We start from the raw sequence: 21270 nt of genomic DNA on the forward strand, positions 1-21270 counted from the left end.
CCCCGACGGGAGCCCACCCGTGTCCCAGCCCCACCGCCGTACCGTCGTCGTGCTCGCCGCCGGGGAGGGCAAGCGGATGAAGTCGGCGCTGCCCAAGGTGTTGCATCCACTGCTCGGCCGGACGCTGCTCGGTCACGTGCTGGCCGCCGCCGGCCCGCTGGGCGCGGACCGCACCGTGGTGGTGGTCGGGCACGGCGCCGAGCAGGTACGCGCCCACCTGGCCGAGATCGCCCCGGACGCCACCGGGGTCCTCCAGGCCGAGCAACTCGGCACCGGGCACGCCGTGCGGATCGCGTTGGACGCGGTGCCGGAGTCCACCGGCACCGTCGTGGTGATCAACGGGGACGTGCCGCTGCTGCGGACCGGGACGGTGGACGCACTGGTCACGGCGCACGAGGGTGAGGGCGCGGCGGCCACCGTGCTCGCCGCGGAGGTGCCCGACCCGACCGGCCTGGGGCGCATCGTCCGGGACGCCGCCGGCCGGCTGGAACAGATCGTCGAGGAACGCGACGCGACCCCCGCCCAACGCGCGCTGCGGGAGATCAACGCCGGCATCTACGCCTTCGACCTGGCCCGGCTGCGGGCCGCGCTGGGCAAGCTCTCCACCGACAACGACCAGGGCGAGGAGTACCTCACCGACGTCTTCGGGCTGCTCGTCTCGGCCGGTGAGCCGGTGGGCGTGCACGTGGCCGCCGACCACGTCGAGACGCTGGGCTGCAACGACCGGGTGGAGCTGGCCGGGTTGCGCCGGCTGCTGCGGGACCGGGTCAACGAGGCGTGGATGCGGACCGGGGTGACGATCCTCGACCCGGCGACGACCTGGATCGACGTGACCGTCACCGTCGAGCGGGACGCGGTGCTCGACCAGAACACCCAGTTGCGTGGCGCGACGGTGGTGGGGGCCGAGGCGGTGGTCGGGCCGGACGTGACGCTGATCGACACGGTGGTGGGCCCGGCGGCGACGGTGCTGCGCAGCCACGCCACCGGCGCCGAGGTGGGCCCGGGGGCGAGCGTCGGCCCGTACGCCTACCTGCGGCCGGCGGCGCGGCTGGCCGAGAAGGCGAAGGTGGGCACCTTCGTCGAGGTGAAGAACTCCGACGTCGGGCCGGGCGCGAAGGTGCCGCACCTGTCGTACGTGGGGGACGCGACGATCGGGGCGAGGGCGAACATCGGCGCGGCGACGATCTTCGTGAACTACGACGGGGTGAACAAGCACCGCACGGTGGTCGGTGACGGCGCGTTCGTCGGCTGCGACACCAACCTGATCGCACCGGTCGAGGTGGGTGCGGGGGCGTACGTGGCGGCGGGCAGTGCGCTCAGCCAGGACGTGCCGCCGGGGGCGTTGGGGGTGACCCGGGCACCGCAGCGCAACATCGAGGGTTGGGTGCTGCGCAACCGGCCGGGCACGGTCTCCGCTCGCGCGGCGGAGCAGGCCCGCGCGGCTGGTGAGGATGCGTCGGGCGGGTCGCCGTCGGCAAGTGAAGGTGAGGCAATCCACGGGGGTGCCGAGACGGTGTGAGGGTCGGCGGGGCCGGGGCATACTGCAACCGAATACCCCGGCCCACCACCGCCGGGCACCACCGACCAACGGGAGCAGACGGGCCCATGGGCAGCATCGTCGCCGAAAACCGTAAGAGCCTGATGCTCTTTTCCGGACGTGGCTTTCCGGAGTTGGCCAAGGAGATCGGTGAGGTGCTCGGCGTGGCGCCGACCCCTTCCGACGCGTACGAGTTCGCCAACGGTGAGATCTTCGTACGGTTCCGCGACTCGGTACGTGGTTCGGACGCCTTCGTGGTGCAGTCCGTCACGCACGGGGTCAACACCTGGGTCATGGAGACCCTGATCATGGTCGACGCGTTGAAGCGGGGGTCGGCGAAGCGGATCACCGTGGTCCTGCCGTTCTACCCGTACTCCCGGCAGGACAAGAAGCACCGCGGTCGCGAGCCGATCTCGGCGCGGCTGGTGGCCGACCTGCTCAAGACGGCCGGGGCGAACCGGATCCTCACCGTCGACCTGCACACCGCGCAGATCCAGGGCTTCTTCGACGGCCCGGTGGACCACCTCTTCGCGATGGACATCCTCGCCGAGTACGTGGAGCACAAGTTCGCCGGCCGGCCGATGACGGTCGTGGCCCCGGACTCGGGGCGGGTACGGGTGGCGGAGCGGTGGACGGACCGGCTGGGCGGCTGCCCGCTGGCGTTCATCCACAAGACCCGGGACCCGTTGAAGCCCAACCAGGTGGTGGCGAACCGGGTGGTCGGCGAGGTGGAGGGCCGGGTCTGCCTGATCGTCGACGACATGATCGACACCGGGGGGACGATCGCCAAGGCGGCCGAGATCCTCAAGGAGTCCGGTGCGGCGGAGATCGTGGTGGCCTCCACCCACGCCCTGTTGTCCGACCCGGCGACCGAGCGGTTGAAGAACAGCCCGATCACCGAGGTGGTGGTGACCAACACCCTGCCGTTGCCGGCGGACAAGCAACTGGACAAGCTCACCGTGCTGTCGATCGCGCCGCTGCTGGCCCGGGCGATCCGGGAGGTCTTCGACGACGGGTCGGTGACCACCCTCTTCGGTGGCCTGAGCTGACGGGGCACCTGGTCAGCAGCGGCGGCTGACCGCCGGCCGGGACGGCGTACGACGGCGTCCCGGGCCGGTGGGCCGGTGTGGTCGGGGCCGCGTCCGGCAATGCGGTCCGGACCCGGTGGGCCGGCCCGGTCGGGGCACGTCGGGTGGCGCGGCCGACGGTGCGGTCCGGCCCGGTGGGGCGGGGCCGCGCCCGGAGACGGGGACTGCCGGAGAGCGCGGAAAGACCTCGGGTAGACTGGTGCGGTTGCCACGGCGAGGGTGCCCGGCGGGTCGCTGATCGAGCGCCGCACGGAGGCACCGTCATCGACGCGGTGCTCCGGGCAGTCGTTCATGACGCATGAGCCCCAAGCGAGCCCCTCGCCCCAGCACCGCCAGACGACAAGCCGCCGTAGCGTTGAGCATCAGGAGTTTTCCCGTGTCCGAGGTAAAGATCAGCGCCGAGCCCCGTACGGAGTTCGGCAAGGGTGGTGCCCGTCGTACCCGCCGGGCCGGCAAGGTGCCCGCCGTGCTGTACGGCCACGGCGAGAAGCCCAAGCACATCGCGCTTCCGGCGCGGGAGTTCGCCGCCGCGATCCGTAAGGGCGGTGCCAACCAGCTCTTCGCGATCGAGGTCAGCGACGGCACCCAGGTGCTGGCCCTGCCGAAGGCGATCCAGCGTGACCCGATCCGGGACAGCTTCGAGCACGTGGACCTGCTGCTGGTCCGTCGGGGCGAGAAGGTCACCGTCGACGTCCCGGTCCAGCTGACCGGTGAGGCCGCGCGGGACACCCTGATCGTGCACGACCACGACACCCTCTCGGTGACCGCCGACGCCACCAAGGTGCCGGACCACCTGGAGGCCTCGATCGAGGGCCTGGAGGCCGGCAGCCAGGTCACCGCCGCCGACGTCGAGCTGCCCTCGGGTGTCGAGCTGGCCGCCGACGCGGACCAGACGGTCGCCTCGGTGACCGCCGCCCCGACCGCCGAGCAGCTCGAGGCGACCCTGCCCGAGATCGAGACCCCGGCGACGGAGGCCGAAGAGGCCGCCGAGGGTGCGGAGACCGCCGAGGCCGGCGAGACTCCGGCCGCCGAGGGCGCGGAGAGCACCGAGGCGAAGACCGAGGCCTGACCGGTCGCATCGTTCACGGCAGGCGCTCCCGTCGCGGGGGCGCCTGCCGGCGTATCGGGGCACCGGCGGCGGGCAGACGGCGAGCGGGAGGTACGGGACGTGACGGACGAGACGGGGCCGTGGCTGGTGGTCGGCCTGGGCAATCCGGGTCGGGAGTACGCCGGCAACCGGCACAACGTCGGCTTCATGGTCGCCGAGTTGCTCGCCGTACGGCTGGGTGGGCGGTTCGGGCGGTACAAGCGGGTGGTGGCGGACGTCGCCGAGGGGCGGCTCGGTTTCGGTGGGCCGAAGCTGGTGCTGCTCAAGCCGCAGACGTACATGAACCTCTCCGGTGGGCCGGTGGCCGCGCTGGCGCAGTTCCACAAGATCCCGGTCGACCGGGTGATCGCCGTGCACGACGAGTTGGACATCCCGTACGGGCAGCTGCGGGTGAAGCAGGGCGGTGGCGAGGGCGGGCACAACGGTCTGCGCTCGATGTCGAAGTCGCTCGGGACGAAGGACTACGTGCGGGTGCGGTTCGGCATCGGCCGGCCGCCGGGACGGCAGGACCCGGCGGATTTCGTGCTGTCGGATTTCGGCACTGCGGAGCGCAAGGAGTTGGAGTTTCTGGTGGATCGGGCTGCTGACATGGTGGAGTCGGTGGTCAGCAAGGGTGTGGAGCCGACCCAGAACGCCTACCACGGGGCCTGATTTCGCGGGGGCGTACTCGTGGCGCGGCGGGGATGGCGGTAGTCTGCGCGTTCTGACGTGGCGTGCCCCCAACGGGCCGTGGTTGGGACGGGAGCGAGTTCGTGGGCAGTCCTCCGATGATCGACGGCGCGTTCGCCCGCTGGCTGGCGGACCGGGCCGGGCAGGCCCTGCTGGCGCTGCGCGACGAGATGGGGTTCGCGGACGCGGCGGCGTTGAAGTCGGCCGGGGACAAGGTCTCCCACGATCTGATCCGCAGCGAGTTGGCGAAGTGGCGGCCCGGTGACGCCGTCCTCTCCGAGGAGGACGAGGGGTCCCGGCTGGTGGACTCCACGGACGGCGTCTCCCGGCTGACCGCCGACCGGGTGTGGATCATCGACCCGTTGGACGGCACCCGGGAGTTCTCCGAGCAGGGGCGTGCCGACTGGGCGGTGCACGTGGCGCTCTGGGCGCGCAACGCGCCGACGCCGCACGGGCTGGTGGCGGGCGCGGTGGGTCTGCCGGCGCAGCACCGGGTGCTGGGCACGGACTATCCGCCGGCGTACCCGCCGATGACGGTGGAGGCGGCGACCTCGGGCGACCGTACGCTGCGGTTGGCGGCGAGTCGGAGCCGACCGCCGGCCTTCCTCACCGACCTGGCCGAGGATGTGGGCGCCCAACTGGTGCCGATGGGTTCGGCGGGGGCGAAGATCGCGGCGGTGGTGACCGGTGACGTGGACGCCTACATCCACGCGGGCGGCCAGTACGAGTGGGATTCGGCGGCCCCGATCGCTGTGGCGACGGCCACCGGTCTGCACGCTTCCCGAATCGACGGTTCTGCGCTGAGATACAACGAGGCGGATCCGCGCCTGCCGGACCTGCTGGTCTGCCGCAAGGATCTCGCCAGCCGGTTGCTTGCAGCGCTGCAGAGGCATTCCGGGTAGCCTGAGCGCTGTTTTTGATTTGTCCGACCGGAAAGGTCTGGAATCCATGAACGGATCCGCGCCGATCGAGCCTGTGGCATGACCGCCCCCGGCCGCTTCTACCAGGTCTCCCACCTCGACGCGCTCGAGGCGGAGAGCATCTTCGTGATGCGTGAGGTGGTCGCCGAGATGGAGCGGCCGGTGCTGCTCTTCTCCGGTGGCAAGGACTCGATCGTGATGCTGCGCCTGGCGCAGAAGGCGTTCGCGCCAGCCAACATCCCGTTCCCGGTGATGCACGTCGACACCGGGCACAACTTCCCCGAGGTGCTCGACTACCGCGACGAGCGGGTCGCCGAGCTGGGCCTGCACCTGATCGTGGCCAGCGTGCCCGACGCCCTGGCCGCCGGGACGGTCCGCGAGTCCGGTGACGGGATGCGGAACCGGATCCAGACGCCGGTGTTGTTGGACGCGGTGGAGAAGCACCGGTTCGACGCGTTGTTCGGTGGGGCGCGGCGGGACGAGGAGAAGGCGCGGGCGAAGGAGCGGGTGTTCTCGTTCCGGGACGAGTTCGGGCAGTGGGATCCGAAGAATCAGCGGCCGGAGTTGTGGTCGTTGTACAACGGTCGGCATCATCCGGGTGAGTCGATCCGGGTGTTCCCGTTGTCGAACTGGACCGAGTTGGACATCTGGCACTACATCGCGCGGGAGCGGGTGCCGTTGCCGTCGATCTACTACGCGCACGACCGTGAGGTGATCGAACGCGACGGCATGTTATACGCCGTGAACGAGTTCTTCCAGCCCCGGGCCGGCGAGCAGCGGTTCAAGGCCCGGGTGCGGTACCGCACGGTCGGCGACGCCTCCTGCACGGCGGCCGTCCGCTCGGATGCCGACACGGTGGAGAAGGTGATCGACGAGGTGGCCGCGACGCGGATCACCGAGCGGGGCGCCACCCGGGGCGACGACCGGGTCAGCGAGGCCGCCATGGAGGACCGCAAGCGGGAGGGCTACTTCTGATGAGCGCCGAGACGGTGTCACCCGAGGTCGAGGCCCGGCCGATGGATCTGCTGCGGTTCGCGACCGCGGGCAGTGTGGACGACGGTAAGTCGACCCTGATCGGTCGGTTGCTCTATGACACGAAGTCGTTGTTCACCGACCAGTTGGCGGCGGTGGAGGCGGTCAGCGCGGCCCGGGGTGACGAGTACACCAACCTGGCGTTGCTCACCGACGGTCTGCGGGCCGAACGGGAACAGGGCATCACCATCGACGTGGCGTACCGGTACTTCGCCACGCCCCGGCGCAAGTTCATCATCGCCGACACCCCGGGGCACACCCAGTACACCCGCAACATGGTGACGGGCGCGTCCACGGCCGATCTGGCGTTGATCCTGGTGGACGCCCGTAAGGGCCTGGTGGAGCAGTCGCGGCGGCACGCGTTCCTGTGTTCGCTGCTGCGGGTGCCGCACCTGGTGTTGTGCGTCAACAAGATGGACCTGGTCGACTACTCCCAGGAGGTCTTCGAGCAGATCGCCGACGAGTTCACCGCCTTCGCGGCGAAACTCGACGCGCCGGACCTGACCGTGGTGCCGATCTCCGCGCTGCGTGGCGACAACATCGTCACCCGCTCGGAGCACATGCCGTGGTACGAGGGCCCGTCACTGCTGCATCACCTGGAGCACGTGCACATCGCCTCGGACCGCAACCTGGTCGACGTCCGGTTCCCGGTGCAGTACGTGATCCGCCCCCAGTCGACCACGGTCACCGACTACCGGGGCTACGCCGGGCAGGTCGCCTCCGGGGTCCTCAAGCCCGGCGACGAGGTGATGGTCCTGCCGTCCGGCTTCACCAGCCGGATCGCCGCCATCGACACCGCCGACGGCCCCGTCGACGAGGCGTTCCCGCCGATGTCGGTCACCGTCCGCCTCGACGACGAGATCGACATCTCGCGCGGAGACATGATCTGCCGGCCGAACAACGCCCCGACCGTCTCGCAGGACATCGAGGCGATGGTCTGCTGGATGGACGAGACCCGCCCGCTCCAGGTCGGCGGCAAGTACACGATCAAGCACACCACCCGGACGGCGCGGACGATCGTGCGTGGCCTGTACTACCGCCTCGACGTGAACACCCTGCATCGCGACGAGACCGCCAGTGAGCTGCGACTCAACGAGATCGGCCGGGTCCGGTTGCGCACCACCGTCCCGCTGCTGGCCGACGAGTACCGCCGCAACCGCACCACCGGCGGCTTCATCATCATCGACGAGGCCACCAACCGCACCGTAGCCTCCGGCATGATCGTCGACACCGCCTGACCCACCCCACCCAGCGCCCCGCCCAATCCCGCCTCGTCCCGTCCCGCCTCATCGGCTCTCGGTGATCAAGAGCTTTGCGTCAGTTTCCGCCCGGCAGACGACGCAAAGCTCTTGATCACCGAGCCCCACCGCGCCTTTCCCCGCCCCACCGGCCCTGCCGCGCCTCATGTCCGGCTGCCCGTCTCGCCCCGGTGATCAAGAGCTTTTGGTCAGATTTTGCTGGTGGGTTGACGTAAACCTCTTGATCAACGGGGCGAGGGCGGGGTGGGGGCGAGGGTGGGGTGGGGTTAGGGAGGGGGTGGTGCCGGGGAGGGGTGGGCGGTGAGGGTGGTGGGGGTGGAGAAGCCGCGTTCGGCGTAGGCGGTACGGACGGCCGCCGCCACCGGTTCCGCAGCCGCCGCTTCGACCAGGGCGAGGACGCAGCCGCCGAAGCCGCCGCCGGTCATCCGGGCACCGAGGGCGCCGGCGGCGAGCGCCGCCTCGACGGCGGTGTCGACCTCGGGGACGGTGATCTCGAAGTCGTCCCGCATGGAGGCGTGCGAGGCGGTCAGCAGCGGCCCGATCTCGGGCACCCGGCCGGCGCGCAGCAGTGCGACGGTGTCGAGCACCCGCTGGTTCTCGGTGACCACGTGCCGGACCCGGCGTCGGGTCTCGTCGTCGGGCAGCCGGGCCAGGGCGTCGTCGAGGCCGGCGGCCGGCACGTCGCGTAGCGCCGGCACCCCGAGCAGGGCGGCGGCCCGTTCGCAGGCGGCGCGGCGGGAGGCGTACTCGCCGTCGGCGTGCCGGTGCGGGGCGCGGCTGTCTATCACCAGGATGGCCAGGTCGGCGGCGTCCAGGTCGAACGGGATGTGTTCGACTGTCTCGTCCCGGCAGTCGAGGAAGAGGGCGTGGCCGGCGCGGCAGCGGAGCACCGCCGACTGGTCCATGATGCCGGTCGGCGCACCGACGTAGCCGTTCTCGGCGCGCTGGGCCAGCCGGGGGCGGTGCTCGTCGGGCAGGTCCAACCCGCCCAGGTCGACCAGGGCGGTGAGTACCGCCGCTTCCAGGGCCGCCGAGGAGGAGAGCCCGGAGCCGAGCGGCACGTCCGAGGCGATGGCCAGCCGGGCGCCGGGGACGGCGTACCCGGCTTCGCGCAGGGCCCAGACCACGCCGGCGACGTACCCACCCCAGCCGGTGACCCGTCCCGGGGTGTCGGCCTCGGTGGCGCCGAAGTCGACCGGCCGGTCGGCGATCTCCGACCGGACCGTCCAGCGTTCGCCGGGCTGCGGGCCGGCGGCGACCACGGTACGCAGCGGAAGGGCGAAGGGCAGCACGAATCCGTCGTTGTAGTCGGTGTGCTCGCCGATCAGGTTGACCCGTCCGGGTGCCGCCCAGCGTCCGGCGGGCGTCGCGTCGTACCCGGAGGAGAAGCCGGCGGTGGCGCGGTCGGCGACGTCGGGCCGGCCCGTCACGACTGCTCCAGCACGTGCGAGCGGTAGAACGCCCAGGCGTCGCCCACCATGTCGGTCAGGGTCGGTTTCTCGGGCACCCAGCCCAACTCCTGGCGGGCCAGTGCCGAGGAGGCGACGAGTTCGGCCGGGTCGCCCTCGCGGCGGGGAGCGGTCTCGACGGGCACCGGGTGGCCGGTGATCTCACGGACCACGTCGACTACCTGCCGGTTGGTGAAGCCGTTGCCGTTGCCGAGGTTGTAGATGCGGTGCCGGCCGGGCACGGCGGCGGTGAGCGCCAACAGGTGGGCGCGGGCCAGGTCCTCGACGTGGATGTAGTCGCGCACGCAGGTGCCGTCGACGGTGGGGTAGTCGTCGCCGAAGAGTTGGAGTTTCTCCCGGCGGCCGGCGGCGACGTCGAGGGCGATGGGGATGAGGTGGGTCTCCGGGTCGTGCCGTTCGCCGATGGCGAGGCCGTCGCGCAGGTAGGCGCCGGCGACGTTGAAGTAGCGCAGCGACACGGCGGCGAGGTCGTGTGCGGTCGCCTCGGAGGTGAGCACCAGGTCGACGGCGAGCTTGGTGGCGCCGTACGTGTTGGTCGGGGCCTTGACGGCGGTCTCCGGGATGGGCAGTTCGACCGGGTTGCCGTAGACGGCGGCGGTGGAGGAGAAGACCAGGCGTGGCACCCGGGCGGCCCGGACGGCGTCGACCAACGCGATGGAGCTGACCGTGTTGGCGTGCCAGTACCGCTCGGGGTGGACCATCGACTCGCCGGCGGCGATCAGCGCGGCGAAGTGCAGCACCCCGTCGTAGCCGGCGTCGGGGGTGAGGACCCGGGCGGCCTCGTGCACGGGCAGGTCGACGTGGGTGGCGTCGGGGGCCAGTGCGGCCCGGTGGCCGGTGCGCAGGTCGTCCAGGACCGTCACCTGGTGGCCGGCGTCGAGCAGCATCCGGGTCACCACGCTGCCGATGAACCCGGCGCCGCCGGTGACGAGCAGTTTCACGTCGGTCCTCCTGCCTGGCCGCGCCCGCTGCGGCCGTTCGTGATCACCCTACGGGCGGGTGCTGTCGTCGCGCTGTGCGTCGCGGGGTCGGCACTATTCCATCACGAACCTTCATAGTTGAACAGATCCGCACATCGTCCACCGTTCGTGGTTGGCGGCCCTACCATCACTTCCATGCGGGAAGCGGGCGGTCCCGGGCCCCGCAGACGCGCGCCGGGGCGGACCAGACGCGTACCCGGGCCGGTGGCCCGCGGTGTCGCCCGGCTGGTCGTCCGGGCCGCCGACGGCGCCACCCGGCTCGTCACCGACCTGCTCGGCGCCAGCCCCGCCGCCGGTCGGGAACGGATCAGCGAGCACGAACTGCGTGACCTGGTCGCCGCGAACACCGTGCTCGACCCCGACGAACGGCGGATCATCGACGAGGTGCTGGTCGCCGGGGCCAGTCTGGTCCGCGAGGTGATGATGCCCCGCACCGAGGTGGTCTTCCTCGCCGCCGGACTGACCCTCGCCGAGGCCGAACGGCTGGTCCGGGCCGAGCCGCACACCCGCTACCCGGTGGTCGACGGCACCCACGACGACGTGGTCGGCTTCGTCCACCTGCGCGACGTGCTGCTGCGCCCCGACCTGGACCGGGCGACCACGGTGGGCCGGGTGAGCCGGGAGGTGAAGCGGTTGCCCGGCAGTAAGCGGGTGCTCGCCGCGCTGACCGAGATGCGCCGGGAGGGCCACCACCTCGCCGTGGTGGTCGACGAGTACGGCGGCACCGCCGGCATCGTCACCTGCGAGGACCTGATCGAGGAGTTGGTCGGGGAGATCCACGACGAGCACGCCGGTCCACCCGAACCGGTGTCGGCCGGTCTGCCGGCCGTGGTGGACGGCCGGCTCAACCTGGCCGACTTCGCCGAACGGACCGGGGTGCCGCTGCCCACCGGCCCCTACGAGACGGTCGGCGGGTACGTGATGGCGGCGCTCGGCCGGCTCCCGGTGGCCGGGGACGAGGTCCCGGTCACCGCGTCGGACGATCCGTCGGCGACGGACCCGGCCGACGGCTGGCTGCTGCGGGTGCTCACCCTCGACGGGCGTCGGGTGTCCCGGGTCGCGGTCTCCGCCGCCCGCCTGCCCGAGCCGCGCCGGGAGGCCGCCGCTGCCGCGGCACCGGCCGACGTCGCGCGGGCGTCGGTACGGGAGGTCACCGCCGCGGCGGAACCGGCGGCGAGTCGACCCGCCGGCCCGTCATGACGTACGCCGGAGGTTGCTGACAGAATTGCCGGCATGTCCGACGTTCCCGCCCGCCCCCGCGTCTTCTCCGGCATCCAGCCGACGGCCGACTCGTTCCACCTCGGCAACTACCTGGGCGCGGTGCGGCACTGGGTGGCGTTGCAGGACACCCACGAGGCGTTCTACTGCGTGGTCGACCTGCACGCGATCACCGCCGGGCACGATCCGGCGGTGCTGCGGCAGCGCACCCGGGTGGCCGCCGCGCAGCTCTTCGCGGTCGGTATCGATCCGGAGCGCAGCGCCCTGTTCGTCCAGTCGCAGGTGCCCGAGCACGCGCAGTTGGCCTGGGTGCTGGGCTGCATCACCGGTTTCGGTGAGGCGAGCCGGATGACCCAGTTCAAGGACAAGTCGCAGAAGCAGGGCAGCGACCGGTCCAGCGTCGGCCTGTTCACGTACCCGATCCTCCAGGCCGCCGACATCCTGCTCTACCAGGCCGACGCGGTGCCGGTCGGCGAGGACCAGCGGCAGCACCTGGAGCTGTCCCGGGATCTGGCCCAGCGGTTCAACTCGCTGTTCGGGCCGACCTTCACGGTGCCCGCCCCGCACATCGTCAAGGACACTGCCAAGATCACGGATCTTCAGGAGCCGACGGCGAAGATGTCGAAGTCGTCGTCCTCACCGACCGGCATCATCGACCTGTTGGAGGATCCGGCCCGCTCGGCCAAGAAGATCCGCTCGGCGGTGACCGACACCGGCCGGGAGATCGTCTTCGACACCGAGACCAAGCCCGGGGTGTCCAACCTGCTCACCATCCACTCCGCGCTGTCCGGCCGGAGCATCGACGACCTGGTGGCCGCGTACGCGGGCCGGGGGTACGGCGATCTCAAGAAGGAGCTGGGCGAGGTGGTCCGCGAGTTCGTCACCCCGATCCAGGAACGCACCCGGGGGTACCTCGACGATCCCGCCCAGCTCGACAAGCTGCTCGCCGCCGGTGCGGAGAAGGCCCGCGAGGTCACCGTGCCGACGCTGCGCACAGCGTACGAGCGGGTCGGGTTCCTGGCGCCGGTCCACTTCGAGTAGTCATGGGCGGGGCGGCGGTACGGGTCGAGACGATGGCCGGAGGGGTGGCGCGGAGCGTGGATCGCAGGGACGAGGTTCCGGTGGCCGGCGACACCATCCAGATCGGGATCGCGGTCGACATCCCGGAGCCGTGGGGTGAGCTGCTCACCCGACGGCGGGTGCAGACGGGTGACCCGCAGGTCGTCCCGGCGCACGTGACACTGCTCGGTCCGACCGAGATCCCGGTGGCCGCGTTGGGGGCGGTCGAGGCGCATCTGGCCGAGGTGGCCGCCACCCACCTGCCGTTCACCCTGCATCTGCGGGGCACCGGCACGTTCCGGCCGGTGACCCAGGTGGTCTTCGTCGCGGTGGCGGCCGGGATCAGCGAGTGCGAGTTGCTCGCCGCCGCCATCAACGCCGCGCCCCAGCTGCACCGGGAGCTGCGCTTCCCGTACCACCCGCACGTCACCGTGGCGCAGGACGTCGCCCCCGAGGCGCTGGACCGGGCGTACGAGGACCTGGCGGACTTCTCGGCGATGTTCGAGGTGGAGGCGTTCACCCTGTTCTCGCACAGCGGTCAGACCCGGTGGCAGCCGCGCCGGGACTTCCGGCTCGGCGGCTGACCCGCCCGCCGGTGTCCGGTCGCAGCGCCAGCACGGGCGGCACCCCCGTTCACCGGTGGCCGGCACCCCTTCCGCCGGCGGCCGGTTGGCGGGCCCGGTGACGACAGATCGGCGAGGATGACGTGGTGGATGCGTGGGGCCGGTGGACGGCCGGCATGGACCGCCGGTTCGCCGTGGCCCGGCACCGGTGGCCGCGGCTCGACCATCTCTGGCGGGCGGTGGACCTCTACGGCGAGGTGCTGGGCGGACGGTTGGCCGCCGCCATCGCCTACTACGGCTTCTTCGCGGTCTTCGCCCTCGCCCTGGTGGCGTACTCGGTCTTCGGGGCGATCCTGGAGGACAACGACGAGGTCTCCGACGCGGTGGCGGCGTTCCTGCGGGACAACCTGCCCTTCCTCGACCCGCAGCAGATCGCCGAGAGCAGCAACGCGGTCGGGGTGGTGGGCCTGGTCATCCTGGTCTTCACCGGGATCGGCTGGGTGGAGGCGATCCGGTCGTCGCAGCGGCTGATGTACGGCTTCAACCAGCAGCCGGGCAACCTGTTGGTCCGTCCGCTGGTGGACCTGGGCGTGCTGCTGCTGGTCTTCGTCATGCTCGGCGTCTCGGTGGCGGCGGTGGACGCGTTGGAGTCGGTGCTGCGGTTCCTGCTGCGGGCCACCGGCTCGGTGGGGCTGACCACCATCAGCGCGGTGCTCAGCGTGCTGGTCAACGCGGTGCTGGCGACGGCGCTGCTGGTGGTGGTGCCCCGGCTGCGGATGAGCCGGCGACGGCTGCGGCCGGTGGTGCTGCTGGTGGCGGTCGGGATCACCCTGCTCAACACGGTCGGCCGGTTCTACATCGTGCGGACCGAGCGGAACCCGGCGTACGCGGTGGTGGCCGGTGCGGTGGCCGTGCTGCTCTACCTCTACCTGCTCAACCAGCTGGTGCTCTTCGGTGCCGCGCTCGCCGCCACCAGCCGGCACGGCCGGGTCGTCGACCTCTCCGAGGGTGCGGTGATGCGGCAGGTCAACGTCGAGGCCGACGTCGAGACCGAGACCGATCCGGGTACGCCGGGAGGAGCGGGCTGATGCTGATCGAGATCGACCCGGGCTCGGCGGTGCCCCCGTACGAGCAGGTGCGGGCGCAGCTCGCCGCGATGATCGGCGACGGCCGGTTGGCGGTGGGCACCCGCCTGGCCCCGGTGCGGCAGTTCGCGGCCGAGCTGGGGCTGGCGGTGAACACGGTGGCCCGCGCCTACCGGGAGCTGGAGTCGGCCGGGCTGTTGGAGACCCGGGGCCGGCACGGCAGCTTCGTCGCCCCGGGGCGGGACGACGCGGCGGACCGGTTGCAGCGGGCGGCGGCCCGCTACGCCGAGGAGGCGACCCGGCTGGGCGTGCCGCCAGACCGCGCGTTGGCTCTGGTCCGCGCCGCCCTGGACACACCCTGACAGAACCGAGCCGAGGACAGGGCAAACGCCCCCGGTGACGCGGTACTCGTCACCGGGGGCGTTTGCTGACATTGCGCATCGGCTGGTCGGTCCGATGTCGGCGCTGCTAGTAGGGATCCTTGCAGTCGTGGCCGGTGCGGTTGGCGATAGGGACGAACGCCATGGCGTCCCAGGCGATGTCGACGTTGCTGCCGGGCCCTGAATTGTTCAGCAGCACATACGATCCACGACCCAGATTGTAGGCACCCAGGTAAACCCACTTGTCGTGACCGTTGATCCCGGGCAGCCCGGTGCCCTGATCCAGTTCGCAGGTGTACTCGCTGCCGTCGTTGCCGCCGCGGATGACGTATTCTGCGTTCTCGTACTCGCCCCCGTGGCTGGGCAGGTGCGCGACGATGTCGAACCGCATCCGTTCTCCCGGTTGCAGGTCCAGGTTAGGTGTCCAAGCGCCGACCAGGTTGTGCTTGGGGTTGGCGCTTCCGTTGACCGTCGGATAGACGTGACTGAACCACATGTGCCCCTGGTAGCCGGCGCCCAGTTGATGCAGGTCGATGTCCGCGTAGAGGGCGTTCGTGCTGCCCGTCGGCGAACCGGCACGGAGGGTGAACTTGCCGTCGTTCGGGTCGCTGGTGCAGCCCAGCGCGTACTGTGACGAGTCGATCGTGGTGTACACGATGCTGCTCTTACGGGTGGCGTCCTTGTCCGGATCGGAGTTGCCGGTGAAGACCGAGCAGTCCCGGTCGTAGACCCGCTGTACCCCCGGCTCTGCGGACGTCGAGCCGTAGGTCAGCTTTTCCTTCGCACATGCCGCGGCGATGCAGTTGGCGAAGCTGGCACTGCCGTGCCACCAGCAGGCCTCACTGTCGGCCGGGCACGGACTCGCGGTGTTCGGGGTGCAGCTGTTGATGGTCGGCGAGCAGAACGTGTAGATGCCCGGCAGCGACAGCACCTTGGTGAAGCGGCTCGGGTAGGTCGGAGATTTGGCACCGTATGTCGGCTGGGCGTACGCCTCCGTGGCGATCGGGTAGCCCTTCAGCTGCGGGGTTTCCACCCAGCCCATGATGCGTTCCGGGTACGACCAGTGGCCCGGCGTCTCCGCATCGGCGTACGAGTTCCGCAGGAATCCCGCCCGGGCCGGGTCGTAGGTCGGATTGGCCGGGTTGTTCAGCCAACCGATGCCCCATCGGCCGTTGTTGTTGCTGGCCTCGCTACTCGGGTGATAGCCGCTGTTGTAGGCCCAGACGGCGAGGAACCAGTTCTCGATCCAGGTGGGATCGTTGTTGTTGAGGGTGCTCCGACCGAGCGGTTCGTTGTAGATCTGGTTCCACTTGTCGATCAGGATGTTGAGCCCGGCGGCGATGTTCGCCGCGTAGTCGACTGAGATCGCGATCTGCTGGTTGCGGCTGTAGACCGTGTCGCCGACGCTCATTCCCGTGGTCACCTGGCCGATGCCGTACCCGCAGTCGGCCTTCGGGTAGTTGATGACGTCGATACTGGCTCCGGCGTTGCCGTAGTAGTCGGCGATCAGCGGGTTGCCCAGGTCGCCGGGGACGGCGTGCCAGGAGGCCTGGGAGAGGTTCGTCTCCTGGGCCAGGATGCCCAGCATGAGCTGTGCCGGCACTTCACCGCCGCCGGCCACCGCACGCTTCGGGAACAGCCCTTGCGGGCTGTAGGAGGGCAGCCCTGACTTCAGGTAGTTGGCCGGACGGGAGGTGGTGAGGGTGCCGTGTACCGCCCGGTCCACCGCCCATTCGACCATGCCGGCGCTTGCCTGCTGCGCCTGAACCTTCGGGTCGTTGCGCCGGACGGCGCACTTCGGGCTCGAGATCGTCGGGTCGACGGCCGGTGCGCTCGCGGTCGGCGCGGCCGCCGCGCGGGTCGGTATCGCATCGAGCCGAGGCGCTGTCCGGGAGGTGTCGAAGGTGACGGTGGAGCGGCGGCCGCTGGCGGTCGCCTGGACTGCCACCTGTACCCGGCCGGCGTCGGCCCGGTCTGCGGGCGACAAAGGTGCGCGTACCGCCTGCTGGCCCTGTGCGGTGGCGACGTCCTCGGCCAGCAGGTGACCCCGTGCGGAGACGGCTCGGACTTGACGGTCCGATCTGATCACCGTCAGATCCGGCCAACTGCGGTCGGGGGCGGGTGCGGTGCCGACGAGCACGTTCCGTCCGCCTGCCTGGCCCATCAGCTGCAGGTGACCCTTGCCGCCGACGACGACGGTCCGGAGCCGGTCTGCCTGGTACCGCTGGGCCACGGCCTGCTCGCCCGAGATGGCGACCAGATCGACGCCGCTGCGCGCGGTGCCGCGAAGAGTAGAGACCGGACCGGCCGGGCGGGCCACCTCGGTGAGTGCCCCGGTCGGGTCGACCTTCACCAGATGTCCCCGGGCGATGCCGTAGTCGCCGTCGGCCGACGGCGCCGGTGTGGTGAGCTGGGCCGCGATCCGCCGGGTACGGGTGACCCGGTGAGCGGCCGCATCCACGGTGAGCAGATCGGTCAGTTGCATGTCCTCCCCGACCGCACGGGTGAGCAGTACCCGGTCGTCCGGTCCGCAAGCGGGGTTGAAGTAGGCCAGCTGCAACCCTGTCGCCACGGTGGTCGACTTGCCGCTGGCGATGTCGACTACTGCGGCGATCCCTCCGGCCCGCACCAGATTGGGCTTGTTGGCGGCCATCTTCGGCGCGAACACCGCTACCGCGTAACGGCCGGAGCCGGTCACGCAGGTCTCACCCATCCACGGACCCATGTCCAGCGACGAGGCCGACAGGGTGGCCAACGTGGACCAGGCGAAGGCGTTGCGTTCCCGGGCGATATAGAGGTGGAAGCCGTTACTGTCGCCCACCCCGGTGACCAGGACGTCAGAGGAGGCGGGCCAGTTCTTCCCGAGTGCTGTGTCGGGGTCGTGGACCGCTGACGGATCTGTGGTGGAGGCTCCGGCCGGCCGCCCCTGCGCCGCAGCTGGCACCGCATTCGCGGTGCCGGCGAGGGCGACCAGTACGGCTATGGCCGCACATGTTTTCCTACTGGTTCTTTTCAACTTCCCCCCGTTTCAAAAAAGCGTCTGTCAGTGGCAGGGTGTTGCCATGCCGGATAAGTGGTCATCGCCATGCGGTGCAGGTTTCATTGCCTTCCGGGTTGCCCGATGGCGACGACGCGCACAGTTGCAGCGAGTACTCCCAGCTGAACATCGTGGTGACGTAGTTGCCGCTACCGTTCACGCTCAGTGAGGCCGCTGTCTGCGTCAGTCCGCCGTACGTGGGCTGCCAGTCCAGGCGAACGGTGGAACCGTCGGCAAAATAGGTGGCAGTGTAGTCGCCCCACATTGCGCCGCAGGCTGGTGAATAGTAGAGGTCGCCGTGTGCCACGGTGCCGTCCGGATCATTTCCGTCCACGCGACTGAAGCTGGAGATGGCATAGGCGCCGGTGATGCATCCATTGGCGGACGCCATCTTGCCATTGCAACCGGTCCGGCTGCAGCTCGCGGCTGCCGCAGGTGCTGTCGGTGGCAGGGTTGCGACAAGGCTCGCGCAGGTCAGTGCGGCCAGCGTCGCTGTTCGCAGCTTTGTCAAGTAATCCTCCCCGTGGATTTCCGCGGCGATTGCCGCGAGTTTGATAGTTGCAGAGGTTGATCTGAATGCGCAATATTGACAAATGTTCATTGCGCGGCTATTCTCCATGATGGCTGGCAATGTGTGGTGGCACCATTGCCGATTAAATGTGGCACGGGGGGCACAATAGTGAACGAGTTCGAACGGGAAGCCGGATCGGTGCCGGCGGATGGCGGGACGACGTCGAAGACGTCAAGAAGGTGGCTCCTGCTGACGGTGCCTGTCGTGGTGTTGGCCCTACTCCTGACCGCCGTGGTGTGGCGCGACAGGAGCGCGGCCCCCCAGCGGCCCCCCGGCACGCAGGGAGACAGAGGCGAACCCCTGCCGCCACCGACCCCCACCGCCACCCGCACCGGACCCGTTCCGGCGTTCGCCGGCATCACCCCGGCCAAGGTCACGGACGCCTGGGTCGAGCGTTGGTCCGGCCCGGTCACGGTCGACGGTGCGCTGCGCATCGTCAATGTGACCTTGCCGGGCACGCGGGACGAGCTGGCGGCTGCGGTCGGTCAGCCGGACAAGTACCGCCGGAACGAAGTGGCGCACATCTTCTGCAGGGTGAAGCTCCGTGGTTCCGTGCAGCGGCTTCTGTTGAAGAACCTGGTCGAGGGTTGCCTCGGTCCGGTCCTCACTGCCAAGGAGCGCACGGCGACGCTCGACTGGCTACTGAAGGCGGATTTCTCCGCTCCGAGTGATCATATTCGGCAGTCCACCCGGTTCGAACTGCTCGCGATCCACAATGCCGACGAGAATCTCATGCTCAGCCTGAACGCGCGCTGATCCGAGGCGGCACGACGTCAGGACCGGCCGGTCGCCTCCGCCGCTGCTGAGTCGGGTCACCGTGGGTTGAGGCGAATACTGCCCACGTTCGAGGCCGAGCCGACATGATGAGCCGGTGGGCGCACTCGTGACGCTGGACCTGCCGGACGACTCGCCGCTGCTCACCCTGCCCTGGATCGTCACGTTCGGCCCGCTCGCCGATCCGGCCGAGTGGGAACCCGTGGTCTGCGGGCCGTACGAGCGACCGCACGCGCTGGCCCTGGCCGAGGCGGTGGTGGCCGACGAACGGTTCATGGCGGTGGTCGAACCGCTGGTGCCCGCGCTGTCGCCCGGGGAGATCCGTCAGGAGATCGCCGCGTCGCAACTCGCCGCCGCCGACGAGGAGGCCCGGATCGAGGCGGCCGACCTCTACGGGGACTTCGACGACGTCCTCGACGAGCAGGACATCCTCGACGAGCAGGAGGACGAGGCGGTCGCCGGGCCCGACCGGCCGCAGCCGCCGCCCGTACCGACCGAGGCGCAGGTGCGGGCGGGCTTCGGGCGGATCGCGGGGCTGCTGCGCGGGCGCTGACGGGTCGGGCGACGCCGGTGCGCGGTGGTGCACCGGCACCCCGGGAAGCGGACCTCCCGGGACGCCGGTGCCACCTTCACCCCCCCACCACAAGGGGTCGGCAGCCCAGTCGCCCGTCGGCGCGGGGCACAACGGACGACCAGGTCAAAGGCGGGTTACCCGGCTCAGCGCCGTTCGAACCACGCGGCGGCGTCCACCGGCAGGACGTGTCCGGTGTCCTGCTCGGTGAGGTCGGCGCTGGCCACCAGGGGGTGGCCGTACCCGTCGATCCGGACCGGGGCGCCGCTGAGGTTGACCACGCAGGTCAGCCGGGCGTCGTCGGCGGCCCGGTGGAACGCCAGCACGCCGGGCCCGGTCTCCAACCAGACCACCGGGCCGGCGGTGGCGGCCAACGCCGGGTGCTCGTGCCGCACCCGCAGCGCCGCCCGGTACAGCTCCAGCGTCGAGCCGGGCGTCCCGGTCTGGGCGGCCACCGAGAGGGCCCGCCAGGTCGCCGGGGCCGGCAGCCAGCTCAGCGCGCTGCCCTGCGGACCGAAGCCGTACGGGGCCAGCTCGCCACTCCACGGGATGGGCACCCGGCAGCCGTCGCGGCTCTCCCCGGTACGCAGGAACGCCGGGTCCTGGCGGAGCGCGTCGGGCAGGTCCAGCACCTCGGGAAGGCCGAGTTCCTCACCCTGGTAGAGGTAGGTGGAGCCGGGCAGGGCCAGCATCAGCAGGGCGGCGGCGCGGGCCCGGCGCAGGCCGATCTCGCCGTCGCCGTACCGGGTGACGTGCCGCTGCCGGTCGTGGTTGGACAGTACCCAGGTGGTCGGCGCACCGACGATCGTCGACTCGGCCAGCGCGGTGTCGATCACCTTGCGGAACGAGTCTGCCGACCAGGTGGCGTCGAGGAAGTCGAAGCTGAACGCCTGGTGCAGCTCGTCCGGGCCGATGTAGCGGGCCAGTCGCTGCGGGGTCTCCGCCCACGCCTCGGCCACCGCCATCCGGCCACCGGGGTAGCTGTCCAGGATCGGCCGCCAGGCCCGGTAGATGTCGTGCACCTCGTCCTGGTCGAAGTAGGGCAGCCGGCCCTTGCCGAGCAGTTCCGACTGACGCCGGCCGGTGGTCATCGAGTTGAAGCCGACGTCCGGCAGCCCTTCCGCCTTGATCATCCCGTGGGCGACGTCGATGCGGAACCCGTCGACGCCCCGGTCGAGCCAGAACCGCAACACGTCCTCGAACTCGGCGCGCACCTGCGGGTGCCGCCAGTTCAGGTCGGGCTGGGCGGGGTCGAACAGGTGCAGGTACCACTGGCCGTCGGGCAGCCGGGTCCAGGCGGGGCCGCCGAAGATGCTCTCCCAGTCGTTCGGCGGCAGCTCACCGTGCGCGCCCTGACCGTCGGCGAACAGATAACGCTCCCGCTCCGGGGAGCCGGGGCCGGCGGCGAGGGCGGCGGTGAACCACGGGTGCGCGCTGGAGGTGTGGTTGGGCACCAGGTCCACGATGATCCGCAGGCCCAGCGCGTGCGCGTCGGCGATCATGGCGTCGAAGTCGGCGAGACTGCCGAAGAGCGGGTCGACGTCGCGGTAGTCGGCCACGTCGTAGCCGGCGTCGATCTGCGGCGAGGTGTAGAACGGGGTGAGCCAGAGCGCGTCCACGCCGAGGTCACGCAGGTAGGGCAGCCGTTGCCGGATGCCACCGAGGTCGCCGACGCCGTCGCCGTCGGAGTCGGCGAAGCTGCGGACGTACACCTGGTAGACGACCGCGGCACGCCACCAGTCGTCGGAGGTCTGCGGCGTGGGGTCGGTGGCGGTGGTCATCGGCGGAGCTCCCCGTTCTGTGGCGGGACGGCGGCACCCGCGCGGTGGTGGGTGACGGACGCGGGTGTGGAGAGAATGCCGGCCGAATGCTGCAAGAGTCAAGCAGGGCTTGCGCAAGAAACGACGCCCGTCACCCGCGGCCAGGGTGGGGTCGGCCCGCCCCCGTCCC

At 70.7% G+C, this 21270-nt stretch carries 19 protein-coding genes; 14 read left to right on the top strand and 5 right to left on the bottom strand.

The features are described from left to right. The first annotated feature begins 19 nt into the window (after positions 1-19). From glmU to cysN, 7 genes are all read left to right on the top strand, one after another. On the top strand, positions 20-1519 hold the full coding sequence (gene glmU / locus J7462_RS23995) for a bifunctional UDP-N-acetylglucosamine diphosphorylase/glucosamine-1-phosphate N-acetyltransferase GlmU (RefSeq protein ID WP_219466876.1): 1500 nt from the start codon (positions 20-22) through the stop codon (positions 1517-1519). Positions 1520-1605: 86 nt separating this feature from the next. Further along, positions 1606-2586, top strand: a complete 981-nt coding sequence (locus J7462_RS24000; protein ID WP_208570410.1) for a ribose-phosphate diphosphokinase — start codon at positions 1606-1608, stop codon at positions 2584-2586. 415 nt (positions 2587-3001) lie between these two features. Beyond that, positions 3002-3694, top strand: coding sequence for a 50S ribosomal protein L25/general stress protein Ctc (locus J7462_RS24005; RefSeq protein WP_208570411.1), 693 nt, complete (start codon positions 3002-3004; stop codon positions 3692-3694). 99 nt (positions 3695-3793) lie between these two features. Continuing rightward, positions 3794-4384, top strand: a complete 591-nt coding sequence (gene pth / locus J7462_RS24010; RefSeq protein WP_208570412.1) for an aminoacyl-tRNA hydrolase — start codon at positions 3794-3796, stop codon at positions 4382-4384. Between the two features lie 116 nt (positions 4385-4500). Further along, entirely contained in the window at positions 4501-5304 is an 804-nt protein-coding gene (locus J7462_RS24015; protein WP_208570425.1) for a 3'(2'),5'-bisphosphate nucleotidase CysQ, read from the top strand. Between the two features lie 78 nt (positions 5305-5382). Next, the gene (gene cysD / locus J7462_RS24020; protein ID WP_219466878.1) at positions 5383-6297 is read left to right on the top strand and encodes a sulfate adenylyltransferase subunit CysD; all 915 of its coding nucleotides are present in this window, start codon (positions 5383-5385) and stop codon (positions 6295-6297) included. Further along, the gene (gene cysN / locus J7462_RS24025; RefSeq protein WP_219466881.1) at positions 6297-7592 is read left to right on the top strand and encodes a sulfate adenylyltransferase subunit CysN; all 1296 of its coding nucleotides are present in this window, start codon (positions 6297-6299) and stop codon (positions 7590-7592) included. Before cysD ends, cysN begins: the two co-directional genes overlap by 1 nt. Before the next feature lie 287 nt (positions 7593-7879). On the opposite strand, the gene galK is transcribed toward cysN, so the two are convergent. Together galK and galE are read right to left on the bottom strand one after the other, a co-directional pair. Further along, on the bottom strand, positions 7880-9043 hold the full coding sequence (gene galK, locus J7462_RS24030) for a galactokinase (protein ID WP_219466885.1): 1164 nt from the start codon (positions 9041-9043) through the stop codon (positions 7880-7882). Then, complete coding sequence (gene galE, locus J7462_RS24035) at positions 9040-9969, bottom strand: UDP-glucose 4-epimerase GalE (RefSeq protein ID WP_255598970.1); 930 nt, start codon at positions 9967-9969, stop codon at positions 9040-9042. Before galE ends, galK begins: the two co-directional genes overlap by 4 nt. Before the next feature lie 228 nt (positions 9970-10197). Here galE and J7462_RS24040 point away from each other — a divergent pair, with 228 nt between their 5' ends. The 5 genes from J7462_RS24040 to J7462_RS24060 all read left to right on the top strand — a co-directional run bounded on the left by J7462_RS24040 (position 10198) and on the right by J7462_RS24060 (position 14349). Beyond that, positions 10198-11262: a hemolysin family protein gene (locus J7462_RS24040; protein ID WP_219466905.1), complete on the top strand. Its 1065-nt coding sequence runs from the start codon at positions 10198-10200 to the stop codon at positions 11260-11262. 33 nt (positions 11263-11295) lie between these two features. Next, complete coding sequence (gene trpS / locus J7462_RS24045) at positions 11296-12321, top strand: tryptophan--tRNA ligase (RefSeq protein ID WP_219466907.1); 1026 nt, start codon at positions 11296-11298, stop codon at positions 12319-12321. Positions 12322-12353: 32 nt separating this feature from the next. Further along, the gene (locus J7462_RS24050) at positions 12354-12923 is read left to right on the top strand and encodes a 2'-5' RNA ligase family protein (RefSeq protein WP_244252842.1); all 570 of its coding nucleotides are present in this window, start codon (positions 12354-12356) and stop codon (positions 12921-12923) included. A gap of 155 nt (positions 12924-13078) precedes the next feature. Further along, entirely contained in the window at positions 13079-13990 is a 912-nt protein-coding gene (locus J7462_RS24055) for a YhjD/YihY/BrkB family envelope integrity protein (protein WP_219470649.1), read from the top strand. Further along, positions 13990-14349, top strand: a complete 360-nt coding sequence (locus tag J7462_RS24060; protein WP_219466915.1) for a GntR family transcriptional regulator — start codon at positions 13990-13992, stop codon at positions 14347-14349. The genes J7462_RS24055 and J7462_RS24060 overlap by 1 nt, the downstream gene beginning before the upstream one ends. A gap of 106 nt (positions 14350-14455) precedes the next feature. On the opposite strand, the gene J7462_RS24065 is transcribed toward J7462_RS24060, so the two are convergent. Together J7462_RS24065 and J7462_RS24070 are read right to left on the bottom strand one after the other, a co-directional pair. After that, positions 14456-17188, bottom strand: coding sequence for a hypothetical protein (locus J7462_RS24065; RefSeq protein WP_219466918.1), 2733 nt, complete (start codon positions 17186-17188; stop codon positions 14456-14458). A gap of 256 nt (positions 17189-17444) precedes the next feature. Continuing rightward, positions 17445-18023, bottom strand: coding sequence for a hypothetical protein (locus tag J7462_RS24070; protein WP_219466921.1), 579 nt, complete (start codon positions 18021-18023; stop codon positions 17445-17447). A gap of 60 nt (positions 18024-18083) precedes the next feature. Here J7462_RS24070 and J7462_RS24075 point away from each other — a divergent pair, with 60 nt between their 5' ends. Both J7462_RS24075 and J7462_RS24080 read left to right on the top strand, forming a co-directional pair. Then, entirely contained in the window at positions 18084-18731 is a 648-nt protein-coding gene (locus J7462_RS24075; protein ID WP_219466924.1) for a hypothetical protein, read from the top strand. 115 nt (positions 18732-18846) lie between these two features. Next, complete coding sequence (locus J7462_RS24080) at positions 18847-19302, top strand: hypothetical protein (RefSeq protein ID WP_219466927.1); 456 nt, start codon at positions 18847-18849, stop codon at positions 19300-19302. A gap of 164 nt (positions 19303-19466) precedes the next feature. On the opposite strand, the gene J7462_RS24085 is transcribed toward J7462_RS24080, so the two are convergent. Beyond that, the gene (locus J7462_RS24085; RefSeq protein WP_219466938.1) at positions 19467-21101 is read right to left on the bottom strand and encodes a glycoside hydrolase family 13 protein; all 1635 of its coding nucleotides are present in this window, start codon (positions 21099-21101) and stop codon (positions 19467-19469) included. Positions 21102-21270: the final 169 nt, after the last annotated feature.

The organism is Micromonospora sp. RL09-050-HVF-A (genome assembly GCF_019374995.1).
GTDB classification, from domain to species: Bacteria; Actinomycetota; Actinomycetes; order Mycobacteriales; family Micromonosporaceae; genus Micromonospora; species Micromonospora antibiotica.

Bases quoted from the DNA above. Each gene is read 5' to 3' on its own strand.
- J7462_RS24000 (WP_208570410.1), top strand. From the start codon at position 1,606: ATGGGCAGCATCGTCGCCGAAAACCGTAAGAGCCTGATGCTCTTTTCC.
- J7462_RS24015 (WP_208570425.1), top strand. From the start codon at position 4,501: ATGATCGACGGCGCGTTCGCCCGCTGGCTGGCGGACCGGGCCGGGCAG.
- cysD (WP_219466878.1), top strand. From the start codon at position 5,383: ATGACCGCCCCCGGCCGCTTCTACCAGGTCTCCCACCTCGACGCGCTC.
- cysN (WP_219466881.1), top strand. From the start codon at position 6,297: ATGAGCGCCGAGACGGTGTCACCCGAGGTCGAGGCCCGGCCGATGGAT.
- galE (WP_255598970.1), bottom strand. From the start codon at position 9,969: ATGCTGCTCGACGCCGGCCACCAGGTGACGGTCCTGGACGACCTGCGC.
- J7462_RS24040 (WP_219466905.1), top strand. From the start codon at position 10,198: ATGCGGGAAGCGGGCGGTCCCGGGCCCCGCAGACGCGCGCCGGGGCGG.
- trpS (WP_219466907.1), top strand. From the start codon at position 11,296: ATGTCCGACGTTCCCGCCCGCCCCCGCGTCTTCTCCGGCATCCAGCCG.
- J7462_RS24050 (WP_244252842.1), top strand. From the start codon at position 12,354: ATGGCCGGAGGGGTGGCGCGGAGCGTGGATCGCAGGGACGAGGTTCCG.
- J7462_RS24055 (WP_219470649.1), top strand. From the start codon at position 13,079: ATGGACCGCCGGTTCGCCGTGGCCCGGCACCGGTGGCCGCGGCTCGAC.
- J7462_RS24060 (WP_219466915.1), top strand. From the start codon at position 13,990: ATGCTGATCGAGATCGACCCGGGCTCGGCGGTGCCCCCGTACGAGCAG.
- J7462_RS24070 (WP_219466921.1), bottom strand. From the start codon at position 18,023: ATGGAGAATAGCCGCGCAATGAACATTTGTCAATATTGCGCATTCAGA.
- J7462_RS24085 (WP_219466938.1), bottom strand. From the start codon at position 21,101: ATGACCACCGCCACCGACCCCACGCCGCAGACCTCCGACGACTGGTGG.